Annotated in this window: 7 protein-coding genes and 3 tRNA genes; 5 read left to right on the forward strand and 5 right to left on the reverse strand. The window is 66.7% G+C overall.

The window, feature by feature from the left end; all coding sequences use genetic code 11:
• Positions 1 to 4,641: CHAT domain-containing protein (locus CCR84_RS03480; RefSeq protein WP_201209669.1), on the forward strand; the 4,641-nt coding region annotated here is incomplete at its 5' end.
• A gap of 87 nt (positions 4,642 to 4,728) precedes the next feature.
• Here CCR84_RS03480 and CCR84_RS03485 read toward each other — a convergent pair.
• From CCR84_RS03485 to gltX, 4 genes are all read right to left on the reverse strand, one after another.
• A tRNA-Asp gene (locus tag CCR84_RS03485) sits at positions 4,729 to 4,805 on the reverse strand.
• Between the two features lie 60 nt (positions 4,806 to 4,865).
• Positions 4,866 to 4,941: transfer RNA gene (locus CCR84_RS03490), tRNA-Glu, on the reverse strand.
• A 70-nt stretch (positions 4,942 to 5,011) separates the two neighbouring features.
• A tRNA-Ala gene (locus CCR84_RS03495) sits at positions 5,012 to 5,087 on the reverse strand.
• 122 nt (positions 5,088 to 5,209) lie between these two features.
• Entirely contained in the window at positions 5,210 to 6,607 is a 1,398-nt protein-coding gene (gene gltX, locus CCR84_RS03500) for a glutamate--tRNA ligase (RefSeq protein ID WP_201209671.1), read from the reverse strand.
• A gap of 88 nt (positions 6,608 to 6,695) precedes the next feature.
• On the opposite strand from gltX, the gene CCR84_RS03505 reads away from it, so the two are divergent.
• Positions 6,696 to 7,466 carry a ZIP family metal transporter gene (locus CCR84_RS03505; RefSeq protein ID WP_201209678.1) on the forward strand — a complete coding sequence of 257 codons (771 nt, stop codon included), beginning with the start codon at positions 6,696 to 6,698 and terminating at the stop codon, positions 7,464 to 7,466.
• Here the strand turns inward: CCR84_RS03505 and CCR84_RS03510 are convergent.
• Positions 7,401 to 7,622 carry a hypothetical protein gene (locus CCR84_RS03510; RefSeq protein WP_201209681.1) on the reverse strand — a complete coding sequence of 74 codons (222 nt, stop codon included), beginning with the start codon at positions 7,620 to 7,622 and terminating at the stop codon, positions 7,401 to 7,403. The two genes, CCR84_RS03505 and CCR84_RS03510, sit on opposite strands and share 66 nt — an antisense overlap.
• Positions 7,623 to 7,862: 240 nt before the next feature.
• On the opposite strand from CCR84_RS03510, the gene phaC reads away from it, so the two are divergent.
• The 3 genes from phaC to phaR all read left to right on the forward strand — a co-directional run bounded on the left by phaC (position 7,863) and on the right by phaR (position 11,243).
• Positions 7,863 to 9,671, forward strand: coding sequence for a class I poly(R)-hydroxyalkanoic acid synthase (gene phaC, locus CCR84_RS03515; RefSeq protein WP_201209683.1), 1,809 nt, complete (start codon positions 7,863 to 7,865; stop codon positions 9,669 to 9,671).
• Positions 9,672 to 9,803: 132 nt separating this feature from the next.
• Positions 9,804 to 10,544 carry a beta-ketoacyl-ACP reductase gene (gene phbB / locus CCR84_RS03520; protein WP_201209685.1) on the forward strand — a complete coding sequence of 247 codons (741 nt, stop codon included), beginning with the start codon at positions 9,804 to 9,806 and terminating at the stop codon, positions 10,542 to 10,544.
• Between the two features lie 126 nt (positions 10,545 to 10,670).
• Complete coding sequence (gene phaR, locus CCR84_RS03525) at positions 10,671 to 11,243, forward strand: polyhydroxyalkanoate synthesis repressor PhaR (RefSeq protein ID WP_201209693.1); 573 nt, start codon at positions 10,671 to 10,673, stop codon at positions 11,241 to 11,243.
• Positions 11,244 to 11,660: the final 417 nt, after the last annotated feature.

The raw sequence follows: 11,660 nt of genomic DNA on the forward strand, positions 1-11,660 counted from the left end.
TCCGGGGGGGGGGCGGCGAGCGCGGGCGGACTTGCGCGCGAGGCCTTCGACACGGGCTTGCGGCTGCTCGCCCGCGTTGCCGTCGAGATCGCCGCCCGGCGCGTCGAGCCGCAACTGGTGCCGGGAATCGAGGCGATGCTTCCCCAATCGCCCCTGGGCAGCTTCCTCGCGCGCGCCCCGCGTCATGCGGGGGTGAAGATGGCGGCGATCGCCGGTGACAGCGAAGGCGGCGGCAGCCTGAAGCGCATCGTCATCACCTTCACCGACTGGATGTTCTTCGAGCGCGCCGACAACGACCTGGTGGTCGATACGGCATCGATGTATGCGGGGATTGCCGTCCGCGGTGCACATGCGCTCTTCGACCAGGGACCCGAGGTCGACCATTTCTCGTATTTCCGCAACCGGCGCACGCGCAGTGCCGTACGCGCCTGGCTCGCCGATCCCGATCCACGCAAGCTGCCCGAGTGGGAGGAAATCGAGGCCTGCGCGGCCGGCTTGCCCGAACTCTCGCGCGCCGCCGCGCCAACGCCGGCCGACCGTCCGTTGCTCATCTACCTGCCAGGAATCATGGGCTCGCAGCTCGAGATCGGGCGCCGCGACCGCAATCAGCCGGGGTCGGGGCTGCGTGTCTGGCTCGATCCGCTCGAGCTTGCGCGCGGCGGTCTCGCGCGGATCGCCAGCGGCCAGGAGGCCTGGGCGGACGGTCTGGTCGAACTGGCCTACGGCCGGCTCGCGCGCAGCCTGGAGAAGAGCCACCGGGTCGTTCGTTTCGCCTACGACTGGCGGCTCGGCATCGAGGCCGCAGCTGAGCAGCTGGAGATCGTCGTGCAGGAAGCGCTGGACAGGCATCCCGATCAGCCGCTGCGCATCCTCGCGCACAGCATGGGCGGGCTGGTGGTGCGCCTGCTGATCGCGCGCAAGCCGGCGCTGTGGGACGAGATCGTCAGGCGCGACGGCGGCCGGCTCGTGTTCCTGGGGACGCCCAACCACGGTTCGCACCGGATGGTCGAAACCCTGCTCGGGCGCTCGTGCATGATCCGCACGCTCGCCCGCTGCGACCTGCAGAACGACTTGCAGACGGTGCTCGACATCGTCGGCGGCTTTCCCGGGGCGTTGCAGCTGCTGCCCCGTCCCGGTTTCCGCGATTCCGGCAGCGACTCGGGCGGCAACGCGGACACCCCGGACGACTATTTCGACCCCGCGCTCTGGGAGCGGCTGGCGGCGATCAACGACGACTTCTGGTTCGGCAGCCAGCTCGGCGCTCGCCCCAGCGCGGTGACGCTCGCGCAGGGCCGGGCGTTCTGGGAGGAAGTGGCGAAGCCGATCGCCAATCCCGAACGGATCGCCTACGTGTTTGGCCAGGCCGACAACACGCCCTGCGGGCTGAAGCTGCGCAAGGGGCGCGACGGCGAACCTGTCGGCCTGGCCATGCTCGGCACCGCGCATGGCGACGGTTCGGTGACCTGGGCCTCGGGAAGGCTCGACTGGCTGCCCGAAGAGCGCTGCTGGCTGATGCCGGTCGACCACGCCGGCCTGGTCAACAGCGCCGACTACTTCGACGAGATCGAGGCGCTGCTCGCCAGCGGTCGCGCGTCCCGGCTCGCTCGCCTGCCGACGGCACGCGACGCGGTCGCGCCGACCCGTTCCTACCAGCCCGGCCCGCCGCCCGGTTATCCGAGCGCAGCGGAGCTGGTGAGCGCCGTCATCGGTGGCCAGGTGCGCGTACGCCGGCCGCAGCAGAAGCGCGCCGAACTGAAGGTGCTGGCGCGTGCCGGCGATCTGCGCGACCTGCCGATCCCGGTGCTCTGTGGCCACTACATCGACGATCCCATCGCCGGTGCCGAATGGGTGATCGACCGCGATCTGGTGAACGGGGCGCTCGGCAATCGCGAGCGCCTGGGCGTTCATGCCGGCGCCTGCGGCACGGCCTCGGTGGTGCTGATGCCGCGCACGACCGAAGAGCGCCTGCGCGGGACCGGCAAGGGGGCGCTGGTGGTTGGCCTCGGCGAGTTCGGCCAACTGACTGCCGAGGACTTGCGCGAGACGGTGCGCGCGGGCGTCTTGCGCCTGCTCCTGCACGCCGCCGACCGGCTGGTCGAGCAGGGGGGGGCGGCCGATCCTGCCGCGCTGGAACTGCGCCTGGCGAGCCTGCTGATCGGCTACAACTCGACGACGAGCATTTCGGTCGAGGAGTCGGTCGCGGCGATCACGCTCGGCGTCGCCGAAGCCAACCGGCAGTTTGCCGAGCGCTCCGGCGGCGGGCTGGCGACGCGGGTGGGCAGCCTCGAGTTCATCGAGCAGTACCAGGACGTCGCCATCAGCTGCGCGCACGCGGTGCGCGCCTTGCCGAAGACGCAGGAGCGCGCGCTCAAGGCGCTCGGCGTGCGCCTGTCGGTCGCCGACGAGCTCATCGACGGAGAAGGCGTTCGTCCGCGTCTGTCGGTGGGCGTCGCCTCAAACTACTGGCCGCGGCTGATCGTCAGCGACGGCAGCGCCGCTCCAGGCGCCGTGCAAGGCTATCCGGAGCGCCTGAAATACCTGCATCTGTCGGAGCGGGCGCGGGCCGAGGCGCAGCTCCAGCAAAGCCAGCCGGGCCTGATCGAGAAGCTGGTGCAGGCCGAGATCAGCCAGACCTTCTTCAGCGCCGAGAACGGCTTCAGCAGGACGCTCTACCAATTGCTGGTCCCGCTCAGCTTCCGCAGCGTCCTGCGCGAGGCCGCCAACCTGATGCTGGTGGTCGACCCCGGGACGGCCAAGCTACCGTGGGAAATGCTGGTCGCCGACGGGCAGCCGCTGGTGCTGCAGACGAGGCTGGTGCGCCAACTGGCGACCGGTACCTACCGCCAGGCGCCACGCAGCACCCGCGAGCTCAGCGCCTACGTGGTCGCCAACCCATCGACCGCCGGCTACCAGAGCGAATTCAACCCCGACTGGCAGCCGGGGACGATGGACCGCGACTACCTGCCCGACCTGGCCGGCGCCGAGGAGGAGGGGGGCACCATCGCCGCACTGCTCGAACGCTCGGGCTACCAGGTCGAACGATCAGCGCGCAAGGGCAAGGCCAGCGAGGTGATCTACGGCCTGTTCAAGCGCCCCTACCGGGTGCTGGTGCTGTCCGGCCACGGCATGTATGCCGTCAGGGACCGCCATGGCGAGCCGCGCAGCGGCCTCGTCCTTTCGGACGGACTGATGCTCACCGCCGCCGAGGTGCAGCAGATGGAAGTCGTTCCCGAGCTCGTCTTCCTGAGCTGCTGCCATCTCGGCAGCATCAGCGGCGAGGCGAACAAGCTCGCCTACAGCCTCGCGCGCGAGCTGATCGAAATGGGGGTGCGCTGCGTCGTCGCCGCCGGCTGGGAGGTCGATGACGCGGCTGCGAGGACCTTCGCGACCACCTTCTTCGACGAATTCGTCAATGGCCGGCAGACCTTCGCCGAGGCCTTGCTGCGGGCGCGCAAGGCCTGTCATGCGCTGCACCCGGAGCGCAACACCTGGGGTGCCTACCAGGCCTACGGCGACCCGACTTTCACCCTGGGGCAGCGGGCCGACGAGGTCGCGCCCGAGAGAATTCCGGTCGCGCCGGGCGAACTGGTCGACTGGCTCGACAACCGGCGTCTGGCGATCGGGCACAAGAGCGACGCCAAGGCCGACTACCACAAGCTGGCAGCGGAGATCCGGCGGCGTCTGGCGGCGGTGCCGGCGCCGTGGCTGGGTCGGGCGGACGTCCAGTTCGCGCTGGCGGGACTCTACGCAGCCCTTGGCGATGAAGGTTTCGCCGACGCGCGCACGGCCTACCTCGCGGCCATTGCCGCCGACAGTTCCGAGACGCCGGGCGCCTCCGCACCGCTCGCTGCGATCGAGCAACTGGCCAATCTGGAAGCGCGCAGCGCGGAAAAGCTCGCCCGGCGCAGGACCGGCGACGCGAGCCAGCGCATCGCCCAGCTCGACGAGGCCGCAAAACTCGTCGCCCGGGCGATCAGGCGCATCAACCACCTGCTCGAAGTGAGCGCCGACGAGGGCGCGGCGCGCGGCAACCAGGAGCGCTGGAGCGTCCTCGCCAGCGCGCACAAGATCGAAGCCGTCGTCCTGCACGAGGGCGGTGGCGGCTGGGCCGAGCTCCGTGGCAAGTTCGAGCAGGCGCGCGCGGCCTACGCCCAAGGCGAGGGTGACCCTGCGGCGCCGGACTTCGACCCCTACGCGGTGATCAATCGCCTGCAACTCGAGGCCTTGCTCGACCAGCCGGCGCCGAACTTCAGGCAACTCGTCGACCGCTGCCAGCAGGTAGCCCGGCGGCGCTTTGCCGAAGGGTTCAAGTTCTGGGACGCGATCAAGGCCGTCGACGCCCGGCTGGCGGGCTGGCTGCTTGGCGCGGACGATGCCGGGGGCGAGGTCGATGAACTGGCCCGGCGATTCGCCAGCGACTACCGGCAGGAGGTGGAGGAACTCGCTCCGGAGCCGCGCGAATTCGATTCGGTCGTCCGCCAGATCGATTTTCTCGCCGAGATGTTCGAGAAGAAAGCGGGTGCTGCCGGGGAAGCGGACCGAACGCGTATCGACGCATTGCGCGCCGGGGTGCTGCGCGGGATTGCCCGTCGCCTCAAGGAACCCGCCGAGTCCGACGCGGCTCCGGCGACCGAGCAGTGAGGGACGCCCGGCGAGGACGCCGGGCGAAAAGCAGAACGCCCGTCTCGGGAACCCGGGGGGGGGCCGAAGACGGGCGTTCGGAATTCGTGGCGGAGTGGACGGGACTCGAACCCGCGACCCCCGGCGTGACAGGCCGGTATTCTAACCGACTGAACTACCACTCCGCAGTGGCCGATCCTTGCGGACCGCAGGTGATGCTCGACAGTTCCGGCGTCACTCGAAACTGGCGTCCCCACGGGGATTCGAACCCCGGTTATCGCCGTGAAAGGGCGGTGTCCTAGGCCTCTAGACGATGGGGACCTAGTGCTTGCAATTCTACTGCTTCCCGGTCGCGGTGTCCAGCATACCGTCCCCGAAATTTTCTTTCGCTTGGTGGAGGTAAGCGGGATCGAACCGCTGACCTCTTGCATGCCATGCAAGCGCTCTCCCAGCTGAGCTATACCCCCCTCGAAAGAAGCGCGAATTCTAGAGATCCGGTCGCGCTCTGTAAAGCGCGTTTTGCGGATTTTCTCGCGGACGGCGCATTTTTTCAGCGCGCCGCCCGCGAGTTCGCATCGACGCGCCGTCTTCAGCCGGCGGCGAGCGCCTTTTCCAGGCGCGCGATCACCGCCTCGCGCGGGAACAGCGCGACGACGGCATCGACCGACGGTGTCTGGGTCTGGCCGGTGAGCAGGACGCGCAGGGGCATCGCCAGCTTCGGCATCTTCAGCCCGTGCGTGCCGACGGTGGCCTTGATCAGCGCGCCGATCGCCGGGGCTTCCCAGGCCACCTCGCGCACGCCGGCGAGGAAGTCGGCGATCGCCGGCAGCGTCTCGGCGGTGAGGTGTTGCGCGCGCAGTTCGGCGGCCGGGTGCAGGTCGATGTAGAACACCTCGGCGGCGTCGGCGAGTTCGTTCAGCGTCGCGACGCGCTCCTTGTACAGCGCGATGATCGAGGACAGCGCCGGCTGCTCGCTGACGCTGACGCCGCGCGCTTCGAGGCGTGGGCGCAGCAGTGCTTCGAGGCGCGCGTTGTCCGTTTGGCGCAGGTAGTGCGCGTTCAGCCAGTTCAGCTTCTCGGTGTTGAACTGCGCCGCCGACGGCGTGATGTGGTCGAGCCCGAACCACTCACAGAACTGCGCCATGCTGAAGATCTCGTCGTCGCCGTGCGACCAGCCGAGGCGGGCGAGGTAGTTGAGCACGGCCTCGGGCAGGTAGCCATCCTCGTCGTACTGCATGACGCTGACCGCGCCGTGGCGCTTGGAGAGCTTCTGTCCGTCGTCGCCGAGGATCATCGACAGGTGCGCGTACTGCGGCGGCGTTGCGCCGAGCGCCTTCAGGATGTTGATCTGGCGCGGCGTGTTGTTCACGTGGTCGTCGCCGCGGATGACCTGGGTGATGCCCATGTCCCAGTCGTCGACGACGACGCAGAAGTTGTAGGTCGGCGTGCCGTCGGCGCGCGCGATGATCAGGTCGTCGAGTTCTGCGTTGGCGATCTCGATGCGGCCCTTGACCTGGTCGTCCCAGGCGACGACGCCGTCCTGCGGGTTGCGGAAGCGGACCACCGGCTTGACGCCCGCGGGCGGCGTCGGCAGCGTCTTGCCGGGTTCGGGGCGCCAGCGCCCGTCGTAGCGCGGCTTGAGGCCGCGGGCACGCTGTTCCTCGCGCATCTGTTCGAGTTCTTCGGCGCTCGTGTAGCAGTGGTAGGCGCTGCCGGAGGCCAGCATCTGCTGGATGACCTCCTTGTAGCGATCCATGCGCTGCATCTGGTAGAAGGGGCCCTCGTCCCAGTTGAGGCCGAGCCAGTTCATGCCGTCGAGGATGGCCTGCACGGCTTCCGGCGTCGAGCGCGCGACGTCGGTGTCCTCGATGCGCAGGATGAAGCTGCCGCCGTGGCGCCGGGCGTAGGCCCAGGAGAAGAGCGCGGTGCGGGCGCCGCCGATATGCAGGAAGCCGGTGGGGCTGGGGGCGAAACGGGTACGGATCATGTCAGACTGGCCGGAAGCAGAAAGTAGGCATTGTAAAGGAACGCGTCACCAAGCCGTATAATCAAGCTCTTTGCTTCGGCTCCAGTTCATGTCCACGCTCGAATGGATCCTCGTGATGAGCTTCGGCGGCGGCGCGATCAGCGTTCTCGGCGCCGCCCTCATCGCGCGCCAGCTGTCCCCGTCCGCGGTCGGGCTGCTCGTCTCCTACGCCATCGGTGCGCTGCTCGGTGCGGTCTTCCTCGAGATCCTGCCGCACGCGCTCGAGCACGGTGATGTCGGCCGCACCACGGCAACCGTGCTCGGCGGCATCCTGCTCTTCTTCGTCCTCGAAAAGCTCGTGCTGTGGCGGCACTGCCACCACGAAGATTGCGAGTCGCACGGCCTCGAGGCGGCGCACGATCACGGCCGTTCCGGGATGATGGTGCTGATCGGCGACTCCTTCCACAACTTCGTGGACGGCATCCTTATCGCCGCCGCGTTCATGCAGAGCACCGAACTGGGGATCGTCACCGGTCTGGCGATCATCGCGCACGAAATACCGCAGGAACTCGGCGACTTCATCGTGCTGCTCCATTCAGGATTCAGCCGCGCGCGCGCACTCGCCTTCAACCTGCTGTCGAGCGTGGCGACGCTGGCGGGTGCGCTGCTCGCCTATTCGATGTTGAGCGGACTGCAGGAATGGGTACCGACCTTGCTGGCGCTGGCTGCGGCGAGCATGACCTACGTCGCAGTCGCCGACCTGATTCCGGGCCTGCATCGGCGCACCGACCTGCGTGCGACGCTGCAGCAGGTTTCATTGATCGGGCTTGGCATCGCCTCGATCGTCGTCGTCGGCGCGCTGATGGGCGAGCCGGCGTAAGCGCCGGCGGCGACCGGGCCCGCCCGTGAGGAAGACGAGCAGCGCCACCGGCGCCAGGCCGTAGAAGACGAAGGTCAATACACCTGCGACGACACTGCGCTCGGTCAGTGCCATGAGCAGGGTCACATATAGCCAGCCGATCGCGATCACGTACATGCCGACATTATCGCCGACAGGGCGCTTCGCGGCGAGTCTGCGTGCCGGATTTGTCCCCGTTCTGCGATGCACAAACCAGATTGACAGTTTGAATGCTGCGGTGCAAAATCGATCGCAGTGATCGCTTTGTGAAATTTATTTCATAAAGCGGTGTTTTCTATGCTTTGGGGTGGAGGCGATAGGCTGCTGCTATCGAAGCGTCTTGCCGGCCCCTCGTTGATTCTCCGCAAGGAAGCGAAGATGTCGTCTCTACCGGAGTACCTGCTGCCTGCGATGCAGAACTTTGTCCAGGCCGGACAGGCGATGGCCACAGGTTTCCTGAAGGTGCTCGAGGCCGTTCCTCTGGCGGCGCCGGCTGCCGATGGCGCCAAGCTTGGCGCGGCGCAGGGAAGCGCTTTGCCTGCCGCGGCTGCGTTCGCGGAGATGCTGAAGGGGATGGCGGCCTCCCCGGGCGTGCCGTCGGTCGACGCGCAGCGCCTGACAGACTTGCAGCGCGAGCACCTGCAGCGGCAGTTCCAGCTGTGGCAGTCGCTGCTCCTGGCGGGCAAGGGCGCTGCGCCGCCGCAGGTCGAGGCGGAGCCGGGTGACCGCCGCTTTGCTTCGCCGGAATGGCGCGAGAGTCCCTATTTCGATTACGTGCGACAGAGCTACCTGCTCAATGCGCAGTTCATCCGGGAGATGGTCGAACTGCTGCCGGCGCCCGACGAGAAGACGCGCGAACGCCAGCGTTTCCTGGCCCGGCAGTACATCGACGCGCTGTCGCCTTCCAACTACGCGGCGACCAACCCCGATTTCATCCGCCGCGCGGTCGAGACGGAGGGGCGCAGCATCACCGACGGCATCAACAACCTGATCGCCGACATGGGTCGCGGTCGCATCTCGATGACCGACGAGTCGGCTTTCTCGCTCGGCGAGAACATCGCGACGACCCAGGGGGCTGTCGTTTTCGAGAACGAGCTGATCCAGTTGATCCAGTACGCGCCGCTGACCGCGCGCGTCGCGCGCACGCCGCTCCTGATCATCCCGCCGTGCATCAACAAGTTCTACATCCTCGACCTGCAGGCGCAGAACTCCTTCGTCCGTCACGCCGTCGAGCAGGGCAACACGGTGTTCCTGGTCGCCTGGCGCAATCCGAAGGAGGATCTCGGCCACCTCGGCTGGGACGATTATCTGAAACTCGGTCCGCTGACCGCGATTGCGCGCGTGCAGGCGATCTGTCGCGTGAAGCAGATGAACCTGCTCGGTTTCTGCGTCGGCGGCACACTGCTCGCGAGCGCGCTGGCGGTGCTCGCCGCACGCGGCGAGCGGCCGGCCGCGAGCCTGACCCTGCTGACGACCCTGCTCGACTTCTCCGATCCCGGCGAGATCGGCCTGTTCATCGACGAAGCCGGGCTCGCCGCGCGCGAAGCCGCAATCGGCAAGCAAGGCATCCTGCCCGGCGCCGACCTCGCCAACATGTTCTCGTCGCTGCGCGCCAACGACCTCGTCTGGAATTACGTCACCAACAATTACCTGCTCGGGCAGACGCCGCCGCCCTTCGACCTGCTCTACTGGAACTCGGACAGCACCAACCTGACCGGTCCGTTCGCCTGCTGGTACATGCGCAACATGTACCAGGCGAACGCCCTGCGCGAACCGGGGCGGCTCGAGATGTGCGGCGTCAGGGTCGACCTGGGCAGGATCGACGCGCCGGCCTACCTGCTGGCGACGCGCGAGGACCACATCGTTCCCTGGCAGGCCGCCTACCGCAGCGGGCAACTGCTCGGCGGCGAAACGCGCTTCGTCCTCGGGGCCAGCGGGCACATCGCCGGGGTCATCAATCCGGCCAGTCGCAACAAGCGCAGCTACTGGGTCGACGGGGCTGCCGGCGCGGATGCCGAGGCCTGGCTGGCCAGCGCCGAGGAAGTCCGCGGCAGCTGGTGGAACGACTGGATCGTCTGGCTGCGCCGGCATGCGGGCGGCGAGCGCGCGGCGCGCGTCAAGCTCGGCAATGCGAGCCACCCGGTGATCGAGCCTGCGCCCGGGCGTTACGTCAGGGAGCGCGCCTGATGGCGGCGAAGCCTGTGCTGTCCTGCATGGGTCGGCTCATCCCCGGCAAATTCTGCGATCCGCCCGGTCAATGGCGACCGGCGCGGAGCAATCAATGTTTTTTTTCACCACAGTAGAGAAAGGTAGATCAACATGACGCAACGCATCGCCCTCGTCACCGGCGCCAACGGCGGCCTCGGTACCGCCATCTGCAAGGAACTGATCAAGGCCGGTCATCGTGTCGTCGCCAACGTATTCCCCGGCGATCCCTCGGTCGCCGGCTGGGTCGAAGCCCGCAAGGCCGAAGGCCTCGACATTGCGGTCTATCCTGCCGACGTCTCCAAGTACGAGGACTGTGTGGCCATGGTCGCGCAGATCGAAAGCGAAGTTGGTCCGATCGACATCCTGGTCAACAACGCCGGCATCACGCGCGACCGATTCTTCCCGAAGATGGAAAAGGGCCAGTGGGATGCGGTCATCGAGACCAACCTGAACAGCCTGTTTAACGTCACGCACAAGATCTCGCCGAAGATGGCCGAGCGTGGCTGGGGCCGCATCATCAACATCTCCTCGGTCAACGGCGTCAAGGGCCAGGCCGGCCAGACCAACTACGCGGCGGCCAAGGCCGGCTGCATCGGTTTCACCAAGTCGCTGGCGCAGGAACTGGCGAACAAGGGCGTCACCGTTAACGCGATCGCCCCCGGCTACATCGCCACCGACATGGTCATGGCGATCCGCGAAGACATCCGCCAGGGCATCATCGACACCATCCCGATGAAGCGCCTCGGCAAGCCCGAAGAAATCGGCGCGCTGGTCGTCTACCTGGCTTCCGAGCCGGCCGGCTTCATGACCGGCGCGACGCTGAACATCAACGGCGGCCTGTACTACCAGTAAGAAGCCATCGCGGTGGTCGGCCGCCGGCCGATCGCCGCGAGCGCGCTATAATCCTGTTTCACCCTTGCGGCGCCCTCATGGGCGCCGCAAGCTCATTCGAAGTTCGTCGCCAGAGTACCCCTCGTCATGCCCCAGTCGTCGCGTCTGATCAAGAAGTATCCGAACCGCCGTCTCTACGACACGAAGACGAGTGCGTACATCACGCTCAGCGACGTCAAGGATATGGTGCTCGGCTGTGAAACCTTCGCGGTGGTCGATGCCAAGACCGGCGAAGACCTGACCCGTGCCATCCTCCTGCAGATCATTCTCGAAGAGGAGAGCGGCGGCCTGCCCTTGTTCTCGACCGACCTGCTCGCGCAGATGATCCGCTTCTACGGCCACGCCATGCAGGGCATGCTCGGCAAGTACCTCGAAACCAACATCAAGGCCTTCACCGATTTCCAGCACAAGCTCCAGGAACAGTCGCGGGGGCTCTACGGCGAGAACCAGCCGGCACACAGCGATCTCTGGTCGCAGTTCCTGAACTTCCAGGGGCCGGCGATGCAGACGATGATGAGCGCCTACGTCGATCAGAGCCGCAAGCTGTTCCAGCAGATGCAGGACCAGTTGCAGCAGCAGACGCGCAGCATGTTCAACGGCATGCAGTTCCCCGTTCCTCCCGGCGAGGAGGGCAAGAAGCCCGAGGCGGGCGAAGGCTAGCGCGAGTTCCTGCCCCGCGGCAGTACCGCTTCCCGGCCGGGATCTGCGGTCCGACTGGGCTGAGCGCCACCGTCCTGTCCTGCAGATCCCAGCCTGGCGCCGTTTTTGCAGGATCCCGCAAAAAGTAGTTGACGCGGTTTTCGGTGGCTGTATAATTCGCATCTTTCGCAGCAGCGCTGGCGAAAAACGTCATAAAAATCAAAAACTTAGCAATAAGTGCGCGATTTTTGCGGCAAAGCGGCAAGAAGTGATCAAGTTTTCAAACGGTTTTAAAAGTTGTTGACTTGGTCGAAAACGTCGCTATAATGCGCACCTCTGCTGCTGATGCAGCGGCGGAAACGAAAGAAGCTTGTTAAGTCAGCCGATTTCGCAGTTCTTTAAAAACGAGACAATTGATAGGTGTGGGTGCTTGTCTGG

Source organism: Rhodocyclus purpureus, from assembly GCF_016653115.1.
Lineage (GTDB): Bacteria > Pseudomonadota > Gammaproteobacteria > Burkholderiales > Rhodocyclaceae > Rhodocyclus > Rhodocyclus purpureus.